Genomic DNA, 18,231 nt, shown 5'->3' with positions numbered 1-18,231 from the left:
GGCGACGCGACCGACCGCCCACGCACCCCGATGCGCCGCATCGGTGCGCAGCTGGACCGCACCGATGCGGCTCCGCCCCCGCGCACGCTGCTGGACGTGCTGCGCGCGACGACCGCACGTGTGCCCGAGGCATCCGCGATCGACGACGGCTCGGGGGCGCTCAGCTATCGCGAGCTGACGGCACGTGCCTCACGCACTGCCGCGCGACTGAGCGAGGCGGGCGTGCGCCGCGGTGACCGCGTCGGCGTGCGCATGGCGTCGGGATCGAAGGAGCTGTACATCGCGATCCTCGGCATCCTCGCGGCAGGTGCCGCCTATGTGCCCGTCGACGCCGATGACCCGGATGAGCGGGCACGTCTGGTCTTCGGTGAGGCGGGGGTGCGCGGTGTCATCACCGGTGCAGGAGAGTACATCGCATCCGATACCGGGGCGGATGCCTCGACGATGCGTCTGTTCGACGGCGCGGTGCCCCATCCCAGCACATCGGCCGTCGTGACCGTGCCGCCGCCGACCGTCGACGACGATGCCTGGATCATCTTCACGTCGGGGTCGACCGGAGTGCCCAAAGGCGTCGCGGTCTCGCACCGCTCGGCCGCAGCGTTCGTCGACGCCGAGGCGCGGCTGTTCCTCCAGGATGCGCCGCTGGGTCCGGGAGACCGCGTGCTGGCCGGTCTGTCGGTTGCGTTCGACGCCTCGTGCGAGGAGATGTGGCTCGCCTGGCGCCACGGGGCCTGCCTCGTGCCCGCGCCGCGATCGCTCGTGCGTTCCGGCGAAGACCTCGCGCCCTGGCTGATCCGTCAGTCCATCTCCGTGGTCTCGACGGTTCCGACGCTGGCCGCGATGTGGCCGCCGGACGCCATCGAGAACGTGCGGCTGCTCATCTTCGGCGGAGAGGCCTGTCCGCCGGAGCTCGTCGCACGACTTGTCGCCGAGGGTCGCGAGGTGTGGAACACGTACGGGCCGACCGAGGCGACGGTGGTCGCGTGCGCGGCGCTCTTGGACGGTGCCGGCCCGGTGCGCATCGGGCTCCCGCTCGACGGATGGGCGCTCGCCGTCGTGGACGCCGCCGATCAGCCGGTGCCCGCCGGTGAGACCGGTGAGCTGATCATCGGTGGGGTGGGGCTGGCCCGCTACCTCGACCCCGCGAAGGATGCGGAGAAGTACGCGGCGATGCCGTCGCTCGGCTGGGATCGGGCATACCGGTCCGGCGACCTCGTCCGCTACGACCCGGACGGCCTGGTGTTCCTCGGCAGGGCGGACGACCAGGTCAAGGTCGGCGGCCGCCGCATCGAGCTCGGCGAAGTGGAAGCGGCGCTGCAGGATCTCGCGGGCGTCACCGCCGCGAGTGCGGCGGTGCGCACGACCGACGCCGGAGTGCCGGTCCTGGTGGGCTATCTCGTCGTGGACGGGGAGGTCGACCGCGCGGCGGCGCGAGCCGAGCTCGCCGAACGCCTGCCGGCGGCCGTCGTCCCGCTGCTGGCCGTCGTCGACGATCTTCCGGTCCGCACCTCGGGCAAGGTCGACCGGGCGGCGCTGCCGTGGCCGCTTCCGGGAGTGGAGGTCCCCGACCCCGGATTCAGTCCGCCAGAGGCCTGGCTCGCCGAGCAGTGGCAGGCGGTGCTCGGGCAGCCGGTGCCCAGCCGCAAGGCGGACTTCTTCGATCTCGGCGGCGGCTCCCTCTCTGCGGCGCAGCTGGTCTCGCGTATCCGCGCACGCGTCCCCGAGTTCTCGGTGGCCGACATCTACGACGTCCCGCGCCTCGGGGCGATGGCGAAGGCCCTCGGGCCGTTCCTCGCCGAGGAGGACGACCACGCCTTCCGCATGCCCGAACCCACGCCGCGTGTCACGCAATGGGCGCAGACGCTGCTGGGTGTGCCGCTGTTCATCCTGTCGGGGGTTCGCTGGCTGCTGTACATGCTGACCGCGGGCACGATCCTCCAGCTGTTCCCGGGGTTCGAGGCGCTCCCCACCGCGCCCTGGTGGCTCCTGGTGCTCGGCCTTCTCGTCTTCGCGACGCCGTTCGGGCGAATGGCGGTGGCCGCGGCATCCGCTCGCCTGCTGCTCGCGGGGCTCCGGCCCGGCGACCATCCGCGTGGCGGCATGATGCACCTGCGGCTGTGGCTGGCGGAGCAGATCTCCGACCAAGTGGATGCCGTCGGTCTTGCCGGCGCCCCCTGGGTGACCTACTACGCACGAGCGCTCGGCGCGAAGATCGGCCGGGATGTCGACATGCACACGCTGCCTCCCATCACCGGGATGCTCGAGATCGGCGATCGCGCGTCGGTCGAACCGGAAGTCGACCTCAGCGGCTACTGGATCGACGGCGATCTCGTTCGCGTCGGCGAGGTGCGCATCGGGGCGGACGCTGCTGTCGGTGCCCGCAGTACGCTCGCGCCCGGCACCCGCATCGGGCAGCGCGCTGAGATCGCGCCCGGCTCGGCCGTCTTCGGCCGCGTCCGTGCCGACCAGGCATGGGCGGGGTCGCCCGCCGCACGCGTCGGCGGCACCGCCGAGGGCTGGCCGGCACACCGCCCGCCCGCGAGACCGGGCTGGCTGTGGGCGTACGGCGCGTCGGCCGCCACGCTGGCGCTGCTGCCGGTGGTGGCGTTCGCGGCCGGCGCCGTCGTCCTGGCTCAGGGAATGCGCGGAGCGGCCGACCTCGGCGCAGCGCTGGCAGCCGCGTTCGCATGGCTGGTCCCCGCCACCCTGACCGTCGGCGTCGTCTTCGCAGGCGCCGTGGTGGTGCTCGTGAGGCTGCTCTCGCTCGGACTCGCGGCGGGCACGCACCCGGTCCGCAGCCGTGTGGGATGGCAGGCGTGGACGATCGAGCGCCTGCTCGACTCGGCGAGGACGGTGCTGTTCCCGCTCTACTCCAGTCTGTTCACGCCGGTCTGGCTGCGGCTGCTCGGAGCCCGCGTCGGCAGGGACGTCGAGGCATCCACCGTCCTGCTGATCCCGTCGATGGCCCACATCGAGGACGGCGCCTTCCTCGCCGACGACACGATGGTCGCCTCGTACGAACTGCGCGGCGGCTGGCTGCGGATCGGCGAGGTGCGGATCGGCAAGCGCGCCTTCCTCGGCAACTCGGGTATGGCTCCCCCCGGGCACAAGGTGCCGCGCGACGGACTCGTCGCCGTGCTCTCGGCTGCGCCGGTCAAGGCCAAGCCCGGCTCGTCCTGGCTGGGTTCGCCCGCCGTACGCCTGCGGCGCCAGTCGAACGAAGGCGATCAGAGCCGCACCTACGCACCCCCGACGCGACTGCGGGTCGCGCGGGCGCTGTGGGAGCTGTGCCGCATCGTCCCGGTGTTCGTCACGTGCGGGATCGGGCTGCTGGTCCTGTTCGCGCTCGCGGGGCTCGTACAGGCCGCCGGGGGAGCCGTCGCGCTGCTGTTGTCGGGTCTGGTCCTGCTCGTCGCCGGCGCTGTCGGCGCAGGCGTGACGACAGTGGCCAAGTGGTTGATCGTCGGGACGATCCGAGCCGGAGAGCAGCCGCTGTGGTCGAGCTTCGTGTGGCGCACCGAGGTCTCGGACACGTTCACCGAGATGGTGGCGGCGCCGTGGTTCGCACGGGCCGCGTCAGGCACCCCGGCGCTCGCCGTCTGGCTGCGCACCCTCGGCTCGCGAATCGGGCGTGGGGTGTGGTGCGAGAGCTACTGGCTTCCCGAGCCCGACCTGGTCACCCTCGGCGACGGATCCACCGTCAATCGCGGATGCGTTGTGCAGACGCACCTGTTCCATGATCGAATCATGAGCATGGACACCGTCGAACTGGAAGCCGGTGCCACGCTCGGTCCGCACAGTGTCATCCTCCCTGCCGCGAGCATCGGCGCCCACGCGACCGTGGGTCCCGCCTCGCTCGTGATGCGCGGCGAGAGAGTGCCGGTCGGCTCGCGCTGGAGCGGCAATCCGATCGGGCCGTGGCGGGCGGTGAAGGTGCGCGCGTACCAGTCGACATCGTGAGCGGCCACGATCCGTACGCCCCGCAGAGCGGCGATCCCGCGTTCGACGTCGTCTCGTACGACCTCGACATCGACTACAGGGTGCGCACCAACCGGCTGGTCGGCCGCGCCGTGATCAACGCCGTGGCGGCCGAGCGCGTTCGGTCGGTGGCCCTTGACCTGGTCGGTCTGCGGGCCACGCGCGTACGGGTCGACGGCAACCCGCGCACGACATTCCGGCAGGGACCTCGCGCACTTCGCGTCACGCTCCCGCAGCCCGTCGAGGCGGGCGAGGAGTTCTCGATCGAGGTCGCCTACTCCGGCGCACCGGCGCCGCGGCGGTCCCGATGGGGCGCCATCGGCTGGGAGGAGCTGGAGGACGGCTCGCTCGTGGCGGCGCAGCCCACCGGCGCACCCACCTGGTTCCCCTGCAACGACCGCCCGGACGATCGTGCACGTTATCGCATCGCCGTGACGACCGAGGCGGAGTACTCCGTGGCCGCCACCGGGGTCCCGAGGCCGCCGGTGTCCGTCGGCGCTCGCCGGCGCTGGGAATTCGTGTCGGAGGTGCCGACCGCCACGTACCTCGCCGCCGTCCACATCGGCCGCTACCGCGAGCAGCGGATCGGCGGCGCGCGATTCGTCCACCCCGCCTCGCTCAAGGCGGAGGTCAGGCGTGCGTTCGCCGACGTGCCCCGCATACGGGCATGCTTCGAAGCCGCGTTCGGGCCGTATCCGCAGGAGGAGTGCACGTTCGTGGTGACCCCGGACGTCCTGGAGATCCCGCTCGAAGCGCAGGGGCTCATGGTGTTCGGAGCGAATCACCTCGACGACGAGTCGGCTCGCCTCATCCCGCACGAGCTGGCTCATCAGTGGTTCGGCAACAGCGTGGGCGTGGTCGCGTGGCGCGACATCTGGCTCAACGAGGGATTCGCGTGCTTCGCGGAGTGGATCTGGTCCGAGGCGTCGGGCGGCCCGACGATCGCGCAGCTGGCAGCGCTTCACCACGATCGGCTGAGCCGGATGCCTCAGAACCTCGTGCTGTCGGACCCGGGTGCGGCCACGATGTTCGACGATCGGGTCTACAAGCGCGGCGCGCTCGCGCTCGAGGCGTTGCGCCGCACGCTCGGTGCGGATGCCTTCGGCGAGGTGGTGCACCACTGGGCGAGGACCCATCGCCACTCGGTCGTCTCGACCGAGGACTTCCGCGCATGCGTCGAGCTGGTGACGGGCGAGGCGCACGCCGCGCTCCTGGATGCGTGGCTCGATCGGCCGGCGCTTCCCCCGCTGCCGCTCGCGGACATCGGCGAGCGCCTCGACCGCTGACCGGTCAGGAGCCGAGGCTCACCGCGACGCTGATGGTCACGCCGGCCGGCGCGGCAGCATCCCATCCGATGATCCGGTGACCGCCGGGAACGCTCGCCGTCCAGCCCGCTGCGCCGACGACGAGCCGCACGCCGGCCGGGTCGACGCGCAGCCCGCGCCCGTCGGCCTTGAGCGCAGCCTCGACCCGTGTCCACTCCCGCACCGGCACCTCACGGTCGCCGCCCAGGACGCCCCGCAGTCCGACGCGGTCGCGCTGCGGGGCGACATCGGACTCGGCGTCCACCCCGATCGCGATCACGCCGTCGCCGAGAGGTGCCACCGCCGCGACCGCGAGGTCACCCGCGTACGACACGCTCGCCGCGAACGGCGCGTTCTCGACCACGATCGCACCGTGCGGTCCGCCGCAGCGGCTGCACCGGTTGCCGAGCGATGCGCCGGCCGGCAGCATCTCGCGCAGCAGCGCCCACGCGGTGTCGCGGCGGGGCGCGGCACGGGGTACGCGCCGCCACGCGACCTCCACGACCGGACGCCGGTCCAGGTCAGACCTTCGGCTGATGCGTCTCGATGGCAACGATGCCCGAGCCGGGATTGGTGGTCGACAGGTGCACGACGGAGAACGCCGCCGGATCCAGAGCCGAAGCGCTGCCGAGGTACGAGCCTCGGAGGGTCCCCGTCGCCAGCGCGATCTCATTGAGGATCTCGGGAAGCACCGGGCCGTGACTGCACAGCACCACGGGCTTGCGTGCGCGCACCCGCTCGCCGACGACGGCGCGCGCATCCGAGTTGCCGCCCTCCCACGCATCCTGACTGATGAGGGGCGTGGTGCGGACCTTGCGATCGAGGGCGGCAGAGAGCGGCTCGAGCGTCCTGAGGCAGCGCTCCGCAGGACTCGAGATGAGTTTGCGAGCACCGAAGGCCCGCAAGGGCCCGACGATCGAGCTCGCCTGCTTCTTGCCTCGGGGCGAGAGCGGACGCGTGGCATCGTCTCCGTCCCATTCCTCGCGCGCGACCGCCTTGGCGTGCCGGAGCACGACGATGGGGAAGGTGCCGAGCACGCCCTCCTCGACGAGACGCACGAAGTACTCGAGGATCTCGACGTCGACCGGGTAGCTCAGCCGTGCGAGGGCCTTCTTGGGCGACGTCCACTCGAGGGCGGCGATCTCTTTGTTGGGTACGAACGCCGACGCGCGGATGGCATCGTCTGTCGCCTCGGCGGCCCAGTAGTGCACGATCTTGGTGCGCTTGCTCGGCAGGTGGTAACGCGATACGCCGACGGGCACGCCGAGCGAGACCCGGATGCCGGTCTCTTCGAAGATCTCGCGAGCCGCCGTCTCGGCGAGCATCTCGCCGGGATCGACCTTGCCCTTGGGCAGCGTCACGTCGCGGTACTTCGTGCGGTGGATCAGGAGCACGCGGAGCTTGCCGTCGACGATTCGCCAGACCACCCCACCAGCCGCGTACACCGCGGTCTCGGTCATCGCACCGCCCGCGCGCGCCGCCGTCGCTGCACGTTGGCCATGGTGCGATCCTGCAGGTCGGTCAGGGGCTTGCCGTCGTCGCCGATGTTGTGGCGCACCCATTCGCCGTCCGGACCGAGATGCCACGAACTGGTGGTGTCGCTCATCGCTAGCGTGAACAGCTCGTCGAGCTCCCGCAGATGCGCCGGTGCGTTCACGCGCACGAGCGCCTCGACACGGCGGTCCAGGTTGCGGTGCATCATGTCGGCGCTGCCGATGTAGATCTGCGAATCGCCGTCGTTGTGGAACGCGAAGATGCGCGAGTGCTCGAGATAGCGGCCCAGGATGCTGCGGACCGTGATGTTCTCGCTCAGACCCGGCACGCCGGGCTTGAGCGAGCAGATGCCGCGCACCCACACCTCGATCTTCACGCCGTCCTGGCTCGCACGGTAGAGCGCGTCGATGATGAGCTCGTCCACCATCGAGTTGACCTTGATGCGCACGCTCGCCGGCTTGCCGGCGAGGGCATTGCGCCGTTCCTTCTCAATGAGCCGCAGCAGCCCCTTGCGCAGGTGCAGGGGCGCCACGAGCAGGCGCTTGAACTTCTTCTCGATCGCGTAGCCGCTCAGCTCGTTGAACAGGCGGGTCAGGTCCCGGCCCACCTGGTCGTCGGCCGTGAACAGCCCGAAGTCCTCGTAGATGCGGCTTGTCTTGGGGTTGTAGTTGCCCGTGCCGATGTGGCTGTAGCTGCGCAGCACGCCGCCCTCCTGGCGGATGACCAGCGCGAGCTTGCAGTGGGTCTTCAGGCCGACCAGGCCGTAGACGACGTGGACGCCGGCCTTCTCGAGCTTGCGGGCCCACACGATGTTGTTCGCTTCGTCGAAGCGCGCCTTGATCTCGACCAGCGCCAGCACCTGCTTGCCTGCCTCGGCGGCGTCGATGAGCGCCTCGACGATCGGGCTGTCGCCCGACGTGCGGTACAGCGTCTGCTTGATCGCCAGCACGTGAGGATCTTTCGCGGCTTGCTCGAGGAAGGCCTGCACGCTCGTCGCGAACGACTCGTACGGGTGGTGCACCATCACGTCGCCCTTGCGGATGGCGGCGAAGACGTCGGGGCGCTCGTTGTTGTCGCCGGGCTGGAAAGCCAGCGCCGTCGTCGGCACGTGCGGTTTGTAGCGCAGATCCGGCCGGTCGATGCGCGAGAGGTCGAACAGCCCCCGCAGATCGAGGGGGCCGGGGAGACGGTAGACCTCCTGCTGCGTGATGTCGAGCTCTTTGAGCAGCAGGTCGAGTGTGACCTCGTCCATGTCGTCGGTGATCTCGAGCCGGATCGGCGGGCCGAAGCGACGGCGCAGCAGCTCGGCCTCGAGGGCCTGGATGAGGTTCTCGGTCTCGTCCTCCTCGATCACGACGTCTTCGTTGCGGGTGAGGCGGAACGCGTGGTGGTCGAGCACCTCCATCCCGGGGAACAGGTCGTCGAGATGACTGGAGATGAGGTCCTCGAGCGGCAGGTAGCGCGCAACGCCGTCGGCCGGCGGAAGCTCGACGAACCGCGGCAGCATCGGCGGCACCTTGAGGCGCGCGAACTCCTGACGTCCGGTCCGGGCGTTGCGGATGCGGATCGCGAGATTGAGCGAGAGCCCCGAGATGTAGGGGAACGGGTGGGCGGGGTCCACGGCGAGCGGCATCAGTACCGGGAAGACCTGCGACTGGAAGTAGTCGTACAGGCGCTGCCGCTCGTCGCCGTCGAGGGTGTCGTACGACACGACCTCGATGCCGGCATCCGCCATCGCGGGCCTGACGCCCTTCATCCACGCGTCCGCGTGCCGCAGCTGAAGCCGGTGGGCTTCGGCCGAGATGTCGGCGAGAACGTCGACGGGCACACGGCCGACGTTGGTCGGGACGGCGAGCCCGGTGACGATGCGGCGCTTGAGTCCGGCCACCCTCACCATGAAGAACTCATCGAGGTTGCTGGCGAAGATCGCGAGGAAGTTCGCCCGCTCGAGCACCGGCAGGTTGGGGTCCTCCGCGAGTTCGAGCACGCGCTGGTTGAAGGCGAGCCAGCTCACTTCGCGGTCGAGATAGCGGTGGTCGGGCAGCTGCGAGTCGAACGCCTCCGTCATGTCGAAGTCGTCGTCGTCCGCGTCGCCCAGACCCGCGTCGAGCACCTCGGGTTCGATCATTCCCTCATCATTGCAGGGTCGCGTGACGAGAGTGTGAACAAGACTCTGTGGTCAGGTCTGGTTGCGCTCACGGGGTGCGGGGATCTGGTCGTCCTCATAGACGTTGAATCGGTAGCCGACATTGCGCACCGTGCCGATGAGCTGCTCGAGGTCGCCCAGCTTGGCGCGCAGGCGCCGCACGTGCACATCGACGGTGCGCGTGCCGCCGAAGTAGTCGTAGCCCCACACCTCACTGAGCAGCTGCTCGCGCGTGAACACCCGGGAAGGGTGCGTCGCGAAGAAGTGGAGGAGCTGGAACTCCTTGTACGTCAGATCCAGCGGCTTGCCGTGCACCTTGGCCGAGTACGACGACTCGTCGATCGTGATGCCGGAGGTCTGGATTCGGGTCGACACCTGCTCCGCCGACTGGCGTCCGACCGCGAGCCGGATCCGGGCGTCCACCTCTGCCGGTCCGGCAGTGACCAGGATGACGTCGTCGATGCCCCAGTCCGTCGAGACCGCGGTGAGCCCGCCCTCGGTGACCACGAGCAGCAGCGGGGCGTCCAGGCCCGTCGTGTTGAGGATCTTGCAGAGCGACTTCGCCCCGACGAGGTCGACGCGGGCATCCACGAAGATGATGTCGGCGCTCGGGGCGTTGACCAGCTGCGCGGGTTCGGCCGGGATCTGGCGCACGCGGTGGCTCAGCAGCTCGAGAGACGGCAGGACAGGGCCGCCTCCCTGTGCGGAACTGAGGACCAGGAGCTGTGCCAATGCGTCGCCTTTCCGGCGCGTGGGCGAGCGCCGTGTGCCCCCAGTGTAGGGCGTGCGCGGTGCGTCAATCCGCGGTGGTGACGCGCCGGGACATCCGTTCTGATGCGCGCGAGCCCCTCGTGCGCGAAGATGGGCGTGTGGCCGTGCCCGAACTCGCTCCCCGTCGCACACTCGGCGGCGTCGTCGCCGTGTGGGTCCTCGCCGCCCTCATCGGGGTCGTGGTCGGCGTCTTCGCGGCGGCCCAGTGGCGCGGTGCCTGGCTCGCGGTGGGGCTGGGCGGATGCCTCGTCGCAGCGTTCGCGATCCAGCTCTGGTCGGGCCGCTCGCAGGGCTTCACCGAGCGGGTCGCCGCCAGCGTCCTCGGAGCCGCCCTGGTGATGGGCGTCATCAGCCTGGGATTCGGTCTCGCATCGATCGTTCCCGGCTAGACTCGTTCGCATGGATCTCGTCGCGCTCGAACTGTTCTTCGTGGGCCTGCTCGGCCTCGCGTCGCTCGCGATCGTCTTCGTGTCCGCGGTGGTCGTGAAGAACCTGTACCGCGGCCAGCGCTGACGGGTCGCGTCGTGATCGAGCTGCCGACCGACCTCCCCGCCGATCTCGTGCCCCTGTCGTGGCTTGTGGGGGTGTGGGACGGCACCGGCGTGATCGATTACGGCGACCACGAATACACCGGCGAGTTCACGCACCGCGTGAGCTTCAGCCATGACGGCGGCGACTATCTGAACTACTCGGCCGAGGCATGGCTGCACGACGACGGCGCCGCTGACGGTTCGCGTACCCGCCTCGTCGCCGAGATGGGCTATTGGCGGCTCTCGCGCCCCGCGGGAGACTCGGATGCGGGTCCCGGCCTGCTGCCGCCGGCCGCCTCTTCGGTGCCTCGTACCGCGGACGACGTCGAACTGCTGCGCAACCCGGAGGGTGGTTTCGACATCGAGGCCGTCATCGTCCACGCCGACGGGGTGAGCGAGCTGTATCTCGGCCAGATCCGCGGACCCCGCATCGACATCGCGACCGACGCGGTCGTGCGTCCCGCCAGTGCGAAGGCGTACGCGGCGGCCACGCGCATGTACGGCCTGGTCGACGGTCACCTGCTGTGGGCGTGGGACATCGCCGCCCTCGGCCACGAACTGGGCGCCCACGCGTCGGCGCGTCTCGCGCGGGCCGAGTGATGGGCGCCGCGTACTCCGCACTGCCCGGCGCTGTCGTCGACGAGGCCGGCCTGCAGCATCTAGGCAATCCGGTCGTGGAACAGCGTCGCCTGGCCTCCGGCGAGGCGCTGGCTCCCCTCGGCGACCGAGCCGTGCTCGCGGTATCGGGCGAGGACCGGCTCTCGTGGCTGGACTCGCTGTCGTCGCAGGCCCTCACACATCTCGCACCCGGTGTCAGCACCGAGATGCTCGTCCTCGACCCGCAGGGACGCGTCGAGCACGCGGCATCCGTTCTCGACGACGGCGAGACGACCTGGCTGATCGTCGACCGCGGCGACGCCGAGGGGCTGCTCGGCTGGCTCCGCAAGATGCGCTTCCGCCTGCGCGTGGATCCCCGAGAAGCTGACGCCCACGCTGTCGTCGGCGGGACTCCCGAGGCGCTCGCGAGGATCACGCCGGCAGCGCCGGCCGGACTGCCGCTGGTGTGGACCGACCCGTGGCCGGCCGTCGCGGTCGGCGGGCACGCGTACGCGGCGGTCGAGCCGCACCCCGGCGCCGATCGCGTGTGGGCCGAGGCGATCGTCACGCACGATGAAGAGACCCGGATGCTGCAGGCCGCGGTCGCCGGCGACCTCGCGCTCGCGGGGCTGGTCGCCGCCGACGCGCTGCGCGTGGCGGCATGGCGCCCGCGCTGGGCGCGCGAGGTCGACGAGCGCGCACTGCCGCACGAGGTGGACTGGCTGCGCACCGCCGTGCACCTCGAGAAGGGCTGCTACCGCGGCCAGGAGACGGTCGCGAAGGTGCACAACCTCGGTCACCCGCCTCGGCGCCTCGTGGCGCTGCAGCTGGATGGCAGCAACAGCGTCCTTCCCGTCCGCGGTGCCGCGGTGCGGGTGAACGGCGACGAGGTGGGAGCGGTTACCTCGGCCGCGTTCCACCACGAGGAGGGCCCCATCGCGCTCGCCGTGGTGCGGCGCTCGGTCGCCGTCGACGCCGAACTCACGGTCGACACCGACGACGGCGTGGTCGCGGCGGCGCAGGAGGTCGTGGTGCCACCGGACGCGGGAGCAACGGCCAATGTGCCGCGTCTGACCCGGCTCTCGCGCCGGTCGGCGGCCCAGTAGGCGCCGTGAGCGGCGACGCCGACTCGGCGCCGGTCACCCGGGCGGTGCCGACGGGGTGGCGCGCGCGCCTGGACCTGCGGCCGAACGTCTGGCGGGTGCGGGACTCGGCGATCGCCATCGTTCAGATCGCGGTCGCCGCCACGGCCGCATGGGCGTTCTCGTTGTACGTGCTCGGGCATCCTGCGCCGCTGCTGGCGGCGACGGTGACGATCTCGAGCCTCGGGCTGGTGCGCGATGCGAGACCGCGGCGCGTGCTCGAGACGGTGATCGGGATGCTGGTGGGCATCGTGGTCGCGGACGCGTTCGTGCTCGTCGTCGGTCCCGGCTGGTGGCAGCTGGCCCTCGCGCTGGGTGCGACCCTGTTCGTCGCACGATTCCTCTCGCCCTATCCGCCGTTCGCGATCATGGCAGCCGTGCAGGCGGTGATCGTCATGTCGCTGCCGGCCGCGCAGCCCTTCGACCGTCTGCTCGACGGCGCGGTCGGCGGGGTCGCGGCTCTCGCGGCGACCGCGCTCATCCCGCGCAACCCGCGCCGCGAAGAGCTGCGCGACGGGCGCACCGTCTTCTCTGCCGCCGCGGACGCGGCGCGCACCATCGTCCAGGCACTTCGTCGCGGCGACGCTCTGCGGGCCGCACGAGCACTGGAGAAGGCCCGCGCGATCGCACCCCACGTCGACAACTGGCGGGCCTCGCTGGAATCGAGCATCGCCGTCTCGTCCTTCTCGCCATGGCTGCGTCCGCAGCGCGCCGAGCTGAGGCGGCATCGCGCCGTCCTGGATGCGATGGATCTGGCCACGCGCAATCTCCGGGTCGTCGCCCGGCGCGCGGTCTACCTCTGCGACGACGGGCAGCGACGGCCCGTTCTGGCCGAGGTGCTCGCCGACCTCATGCGCGCGGCGACGCTGGTGGAGGAGAGTCTCGACGACATCTCGCTGCAGCCGGTCGCGCGAGAGGCCGTCCGCGTCGTGGCCGCGCGACTCGACCCCCGCGCGATCCTGCCGGACGGATCGATGAGCGAGCAGAACCTCATCACGGCGCTGCGCCCCCTCGCGGTCGACCTGCTCACCGCGACGGGGATGACCTCGGCCGACGCGCGCGCCGTGCTGCCCCGCCTCTAACCCGCCGCGCGCGGGGCGACGGCATCCCACGGCACCGTCAGTTCGCCCAGCCGCCAGCGTGCGCGTTCCTGCAGCCGCCAGCCGGATGCCTCCAGCCCTGCGAGGGTCGTCCGCCACCGGTGCTCGGCGCCGAACGGCGACACGGATGCGGCGCGCTCCCACTCCGCGTCGAGCGCGGTCAGCAGCCGGTGTACGCGCTCGCCGGGCACATTGCGATGGATGAGAGCCTTGGGCAGGCGCTCCGCGGCGATCGAGGGATGCTCCAGCCCGGCGAGCCGGAGCGAGATCGTGAGTGTCCGCGGCACGGCGTCCGGGCCGAGCGCGACCCACGTGACGATACGGCCGAGCTCGTCGCACGTGCCCTCGACGAGCAGACCGCCCGCCGCGAGGCGTGCTGCCATCGACGCCCACGCCGCGCCGACCTCGTGCTCGTCGTACTGCCGCAGGACGTTGAAAGCCCGGATCACCGCGGGCCGCCGGCCGCCCGACAGCGGAATCTCGAAGCCGCCGCGGGCGAACGACACGCGTGCGTCCGCTGCGAACGACGTCCGCCCGGCACGCACCTCGGCGAGCTGCTCGCGGGCGCGCGCCACGCGCGCGGGGTCGATCTCGAGGCCGAGCACCTCCACGTCGGGCCGCGCACGCGCCAGGCGCGCGTGCAGCTCCAAGGCGGTGACTCCGCTCGCGCCGTAGCCGAGGTCGACCACGAGTGGGTCCGCCGCGCGCCTCAGCGCCGAGTGCCGGGCGATCCAGCGGTCCACGCGGCGCAGCCGATTGGTGCCTGTCGTCCCACGCGTGATCTGGCCCACCACGGCCGGAGACGAGCGGGCGGAAGGCATGACCCCATCGTCCCACCACGAGCTGCAGCCCCGGCCGTCACCCGGCCGGGGGAGCCTGCCCCGCGCGGATATCATTGGGGCCATGACCGCGCCCTACACGCTGATCCTCCTCCGACACGGCCAGAGCGAGTGGAACAAGACCAATCAGTTCACGGGCTGGGTCGATGTCCGTCTCACCGAGCAGGGCAAGACGGAGGCCGCGCGCGGCGGTGAGCTGCTCGCCGAGTCGGGCATCCTGCCGGACGTCCTCCACACTTCGCTGCTCAGCCGCGCGATCCAGACCGCCGACATCGCGCTCGACACGGCGGACCGGCTGTGGATCCCCGTCAAGCGCACGTGGCGCTTGAACGAGCGTCACTATGGCGCCCTTCAGGGGAAGGACAAGGCGCAGACGCTCGAGGAGTTCGGGCAGGAGCAGTTCATGCTGTGGCGGCGCTCGTTCGACGTCCCGCCCCCGCCGCTGCCCGCCGACGACCGGTACAGCCAGGTGGGCGACCCGCGCTACATCGGCATCGACGGCGAGGTGCCCGACACCGAGTCACTCAGGCTCGTGATCGACCGCATGCTGCCGTATTGGCACAGCGACATCGCCCCCAACCTGCAAGCGGGCAAGACGGTGCTGGTGACCGCGCACGGCAACTCGCTGCGCGGCCTCGTGAAGCACCTCGACGGCATCAGCGACGCCGACATCGCCGAGCTGAACATCCCGACCGGCATCCCGCTGGTGTATCGCCTCGACGAGGACCTGAAGCCCATCGGCGCCGGCGAATACCTCGACCCCGAGGCCGCGGCCGCGGGTGCCGCCGCGGTCGCCAACCAGGGCAAGGGCTGACACAGACCGCCGTTGCAGAAGACAGAATGAGCGGATGCCCCTTCCCTGGGCATCCGCTCATCTCATGCTGCGGGCCTACCCCTGCGGCGTGACGATGTCGATCGCGTCGGTCGACGTGGTCCAGTCTCCCGTCGAGAGGTAGGCGACCTTCTTAGCAACCGACACGGCGTGGTCGCCGAAGCGCTCGTGGTAACGACTGGCGAGAGTCGCGTCGACCGTCGCGGCGGCCTCGCCCTGCCAGCTGTCGCTCAGCACCTTCTCGAACACCGAGACGTGCAGCTCGTCGAGCTTGTCGTCGGCGTTGCGGATCTCGTCGATCAAGTCGCCGTCCTGCGTTCGCAGCAGCTCGGCGAGCTGGCGGGCTGCTTCGACGTCGAGCTCGCCCATCTTGAGGAACGTGGACTTCAGGCCCTTGGGGATCGCGCGCTCGGGGAAGCGCATGCGGGTCAGCTGCGCGATGTGCTCGGCGATGTCACCCATGCGCTCCAGCGACGCGCTCATGCGCAGTGCGCTCACGACGATGCGCAGGTCGCGTGCGACCGGCTGCTGGCGGGCGAGGATCTCGATGGCGAGCTCGTCGAGCGCGATCGCCTTCTCGTCGATGACGGCGTCGGCCTCGATGACCTCCTCGGCGAGCGCGACATCGCTCGTGCCGAAGGCCCGCGTCGCCTTGTCGATCGCCACCGTCACGAGCTCGGCGATCTCGACGAGACGTCCCTGGACGTCCTCGAGCGACTGGTGGAACACTTCGCGCATGCGACGCACCTTTCTGATTCCGGGCACGCATCTGCTCCGCGCCCCGGCGATTCTCGTCAGCGAAGGTTAACGGATGGTGCCGCCGCGGTGAATAGTAGTCGGCGCCCCTCGCCGCACTCCGGCGCCCGGACGGGAGGCCGCCCGCCGTACGCATACGCTGTTGGCATGCACACCACGCAGCTCGCGCTGCTGGCCCTCCTGGCGGGCATCGTCATCGGGGCTTCGATCTCGGCGGTCATCGTCGTCTCGCTGCGCGCACGTGATCGCGCGCGGGCCGAGACCTCGCTGGACATCCCCGACGGCGTCCGCGAAGTGCTGCACGGCATGGACGACGCGGCCGTCGTGGTGGACGCCTCGTCGACGGTGCTCGCGGCGTCGGCCGCGGCCGTGCCGTTCGAGCTGATCGAGGGCAGGGTGCTGCCCTCGGACGAGCTGCGTGCGGTCGCGCGTGGCATGCGCAACAGCGACACGACCGCGACCGAGACCCTGCGGCTGCGTCGCGGCGCGCCGCCGGCCGAGCCGCGCCTGGTCGTGGTGCGCGCGAGCCGGATCTCGCCGCGGCTCACCCTCCTCGTGCTGCGCGACATCACCGAGCGCGAGCGTGTCGAAGAGATGCGACGTGACTTCGTCGCCAACACCAGCCACGAGCTGAAGACGCCGGTCGGTGCCGTCAGTCTGCTCGCCGAGGCGATCGAGTCGGCCGCCGACGATCCGCCGCAGGTGCGCATCTTCGCCGCACGGCTGTCGGCCGAGGCATCCCGTCTTGCGCTGCTCACGTCGCGCATCATGAACCTCTCGCGACTGCAGGCCTCGGACGAGCTGACCCAGCAGGACGTGTCGGTCGACGAGGTCGTCGCCTCCGCGCTGGACGCCCACGCCATCCAGGCGGATTCGGCCGGGGTCGAGGTGGTGCGCGGCGGGGCCCGCGGCGTGTACGTTCGCGGCGATGCGCAGGTGCTCAGCGAGGCGGTCGGCAATCTGATCGCGAACGCCATCGCCTACTCGCCACGCGGTTCGAGCGTGGGAATCGGTGTGAAAGCCGCGGACGGCATCGTCGAGATCGCCGTGACCGACCGCGGCATCGGCATCGCCGAGGGCGACCAGGACCGGGTGTTCGAGCGCTTCTACCGTGCCGACCCGGCACGGGCCCGTCGCACCGGCGGGAGCGGTCTGGGCCTGTCGATCGTCAAGCACGCAGTGCAGCGCCACGGCGGCGAAGTGCGGCTGTGGTCCCGTCCGGGCCGCGGCTCGACCTTCACCATCCGCCTGCCCCAGATCGAGGCGCCTGCCGCCGATTCCTCGCCCAAGCGGAGTCGCAGGAAGAAACGATCGACCGCCGGTGCGACCGCACGCCCGCTTTCCACGAACGGAGACCCTGCATGACCCGCGTTCTGATCGTCGAAGACGAACCCGACCTCTCGGACCCGCTCGCCTACCTGCTGCGGCGCGAAGGGTACGACGTCGAGATCGCTGAGGACGGCCCCGCCGCGCTCACGGCGTTCCGCGAGCGCGGCGCCGACATCGTCCTGCTCGACCTCATGCTGCCCGGGATGCCCGGAACCGAGGTATGCCGGCAGATCCGCACGACGTCGGCCGTGCCGATCATCATGCTGACGGCGAAGGACTCGGAGGTCGACATCGTGGTGGGGCTCGAGCTCGGTGCCGACGACTACGTCACCAAGCCGTACTCGGCGCGGGAGCTGCTGGCGCGCATGCGGGCCGTTCTGCGGCGGTTCGCGCAGCTCGAGACCGATCTCGAAGACCGCGTGCTGGAGGGCGGACGTGTCGTGCTCGACATCGACCGCCACACGGTGGCCGTCGAAGGCGCCGAGATCAACATGCCCCTCAAGGAATTCGAACTGCTCGAGGTGCTCATGCGCAACGCCGGCAGAGTGCTCACGCGCGGGCAGCTGATCGACCGGGTGTGGGGGAGCGACTACTTCGGCGACACCAAGACGCTCGACGTGCACATCAAGCGCATCCGCTCGCGCATCGAGCAGAACCCCAGCTCGCCGGAGATGCTGGTCACCGTTCGCGGGCTGGGCTACCGCTTCGAAGGCTGACGCACACGGGCTGCGCGCCGTCTTCGGACGGCGCGCAGCCCGTGTGCGGGGCGGGCCTGTCCCGCGGGCAGATCAGGGGGTCAGCGGCGCGAGGTAGTTCAGGCTGCCATCGAGCACGGGCACCGAGACCAGCACGCCCTCGGCGTCGCCGGACTGGAAGTACCCGTCGATGTCCTGACCCGGCAAGGTGTCGAGGTCTTCCAGCAGGATCGGGTCCTCGTCTTCGGTGCCGAGGCTCACCGTCGTGTTCGCGGGCACGCGGACCGACAGGGTGATCTCGGACTCCGCGCCGCGGAACTCGATGTTCAGCGTCTGCGATTCCTCGGTGTCGTTGACGAGGGCGGCGACGAAGTTGCCCTCCGAGCCGTCCTCGGTGGCGACGATCTGCGCGTTGCGGACCTCGACCGGGCCGGCGCCGTAGACGTTCGTGCCCTCGGCGCCGGAGTATTCGATCGTGGTCGCCTGCGGCGAGATCATGCTGCATCCGGTAGCAGTGAGGACGAGCGCGGCTCCGATGGCGAGCGACGCGATGGGGCGCGAGTACACAGATCCTCCCGGGACGGATGACGGTTCCCATGCATTCTATGGGCACGCCGTCGGCGGCGTGGTGAACGGCTCCGCGGGCGGTCTCAGCCCTGGGGCGGAGAACCTTAGCGTATTTCTCCTGTGGTATCCTGGAGGTTGCCGAAAGGACATA

General features: G+C 70.7%; 16 protein-coding genes. 9 read left to right on the top strand and 7 right to left on the bottom strand.

The features are described 5' to 3' along the window. Nucleotides 1–30 precede the first annotated feature (30 nt). The gene (locus tag ACLKM7_RS02030; protein WP_436445760.1) at nt 31–3,960 is read left to right on the top strand and encodes a Pls/PosA family non-ribosomal peptide synthetase; all 3,930 of its coding nucleotides are present in this window, start codon (nt 31–33) and stop codon (nt 3,958–3,960) included. Next, nucleotides 3,957–5,264 carry a M1 family metallopeptidase gene (locus ACLKM7_RS02025; protein WP_436445346.1) on the top strand — a complete coding sequence of 436 codons (1,308 nt, stop codon included), beginning with the start codon at nt 3,957–3,959 and terminating at the stop codon, nt 5,262–5,264. Before ACLKM7_RS02030 ends, ACLKM7_RS02025 begins: the two co-directional genes overlap by 4 nt. Nucleotides 5,265–5,268: 4 nt before the next feature. Here the strand turns inward: ACLKM7_RS02025 and ACLKM7_RS02020 are convergent, their stop codons facing one another. From ACLKM7_RS02020 to ACLKM7_RS02005, 4 genes are read right to left on the bottom strand one after another with little or no spacing between them, the layout of a single operon-like run. Next, on the bottom strand, nt 5,269–5,784 hold the full coding sequence (locus ACLKM7_RS02020; RefSeq protein WP_436445345.1) for a chemotaxis protein CheY: 516 nt from the start codon (nt 5,782–5,784) through the stop codon (nt 5,269–5,271). 19 nt (nt 5,785–5,803) lie between these two features. Then, nucleotides 5,804–6,742: an NUDIX hydrolase gene (locus tag ACLKM7_RS02015; protein ID WP_436445344.1), complete on the bottom strand. Its 939-nt coding sequence runs from the start codon at nt 6,740–6,742 to the stop codon at nt 5,804–5,806. Next, the gene (locus ACLKM7_RS02010) at nt 6,739–8,904 is read right to left on the bottom strand and encodes an RNA degradosome polyphosphate kinase (RefSeq protein WP_436445343.1); all 2,166 of its coding nucleotides are present in this window, start codon (nt 8,902–8,904) and stop codon (nt 6,739–6,741) included. The genes ACLKM7_RS02015 and ACLKM7_RS02010 overlap by 4 nt, the downstream gene beginning before the upstream one ends. 51 nt (nt 8,905–8,955) lie before the next feature. Continuing rightward, a complete protein-coding gene (locus ACLKM7_RS02005) occupies nt 8,956–9,654 on the bottom strand; it encodes a response regulator transcription factor (protein WP_436445342.1) in 699 nt (232 codons plus the stop codon). Nucleotides 9,655–9,791: 137 nt separating this feature from the next. Here ACLKM7_RS02005 and ACLKM7_RS02000 point away from each other — a divergent pair, with 137 nt between their 5' ends. From ACLKM7_RS02000 to ACLKM7_RS01985, 4 genes are all read left to right on the top strand, one after another. Next, nucleotides 9,792–10,082, top strand: coding sequence for a hypothetical protein (locus tag ACLKM7_RS02000; RefSeq protein WP_436445341.1), 291 nt, complete (start codon nt 9,792–9,794; stop codon nt 10,080–10,082). Between the two features lie 135 nt (nt 10,083–10,217). Further along, nucleotides 10,218–10,823 carry an FABP family protein gene (locus ACLKM7_RS01995; protein ID WP_436445340.1) on the top strand — a complete coding sequence of 202 codons (606 nt, stop codon included), beginning with the start codon at nt 10,218–10,220 and terminating at the stop codon, nt 10,821–10,823. Next, nucleotides 10,823–11,926: a CAF17-like 4Fe-4S cluster assembly/insertion protein YgfZ gene (gene ygfZ, locus ACLKM7_RS01990; protein WP_436445339.1), complete on the top strand. Its 1,104-nt coding sequence runs from the start codon at nt 10,823–10,825 to the stop codon at nt 11,924–11,926. The genes ACLKM7_RS01995 and ygfZ overlap by 1 nt, the downstream gene beginning before the upstream one ends. 5 nt (nt 11,927–11,931) lie before the next feature. Further along, nucleotides 11,932–13,044, top strand: a complete 1,113-nt coding sequence (locus tag ACLKM7_RS01985) for an FUSC family protein (protein WP_436445338.1) — start codon at nt 11,932–11,934, stop codon at nt 13,042–13,044. Here ACLKM7_RS01985 and ACLKM7_RS01980 read toward each other — a convergent pair. Beyond that, nucleotides 13,041–13,883 (bottom strand): class I SAM-dependent methyltransferase, encoded by an 843-nt coding sequence (locus tag ACLKM7_RS01980; protein ID WP_436445337.1) that lies wholly within the window; start codon nt 13,881–13,883, stop codon nt 13,041–13,043. The genes ACLKM7_RS01985 and ACLKM7_RS01980 overlap by 4 nt on opposite strands. 82 nt (nt 13,884–13,965) lie before the next feature. Here ACLKM7_RS01980 and ACLKM7_RS01975 point away from each other — a divergent pair, with 82 nt between their 5' ends. Beyond that, on the top strand, nt 13,966–14,715 hold the full coding sequence (locus ACLKM7_RS01975) for a phosphoglyceromutase (RefSeq protein ID WP_436445336.1): 750 nt from the start codon (nt 13,966–13,968) through the stop codon (nt 14,713–14,715). A 75-nt stretch (nt 14,716–14,790) separates the two neighbouring features. Here ACLKM7_RS01975 and phoU read toward each other — a convergent pair whose 3' ends face one another. Next, complete coding sequence (phoU, locus tag ACLKM7_RS01970; RefSeq protein ID WP_436445335.1) at nt 14,791–15,471, bottom strand: phosphate signaling complex protein PhoU; 681 nt, start codon at nt 15,469–15,471, stop codon at nt 14,791–14,793. 165 nt (nt 15,472–15,636) lie between these two features. On the opposite strand from phoU, the gene ACLKM7_RS01965 reads away from it, so the two are divergent. Further along, the gene (locus tag ACLKM7_RS01965; RefSeq protein ID WP_436445334.1) at nt 15,637–16,854 is read left to right on the top strand and encodes a sensor histidine kinase; all 1,218 of its coding nucleotides are present in this window, start codon (nt 15,637–15,639) and stop codon (nt 16,852–16,854) included. Beyond that, on the top strand, nt 16,851–17,534 hold the full coding sequence (locus tag ACLKM7_RS01960; RefSeq protein WP_436445333.1) for a response regulator: 684 nt from the start codon (nt 16,851–16,853) through the stop codon (nt 17,532–17,534). The genes ACLKM7_RS01965 and ACLKM7_RS01960 overlap by 4 nt, the downstream gene beginning before the upstream one ends. A 72-nt stretch (nt 17,535–17,606) precedes the next feature. Here ACLKM7_RS01960 and ACLKM7_RS01955 read toward each other — a convergent pair whose 3' ends face one another. Beyond that, the gene (locus ACLKM7_RS01955; RefSeq protein WP_436445332.1) at nt 17,607–18,080 is read right to left on the bottom strand and encodes a DNA modification methylase; all 474 of its coding nucleotides are present in this window, start codon (nt 18,078–18,080) and stop codon (nt 17,607–17,609) included. Nucleotides 18,081–18,231: the final 151 nt, after the last annotated feature.

The sequence above is a fragment of the Microbacterium sp. I2 genome (assembly GCF_051364985.1).
Classification (GTDB): Bacteria; Actinomycetota; Actinomycetes; order Actinomycetales; family Microbacteriaceae; genus Microbacterium.
The sequence above is the reverse complement of the archived record's forward strand: the minus strand, read 5'-3'. Positions and strand labels throughout refer to the sequence as shown.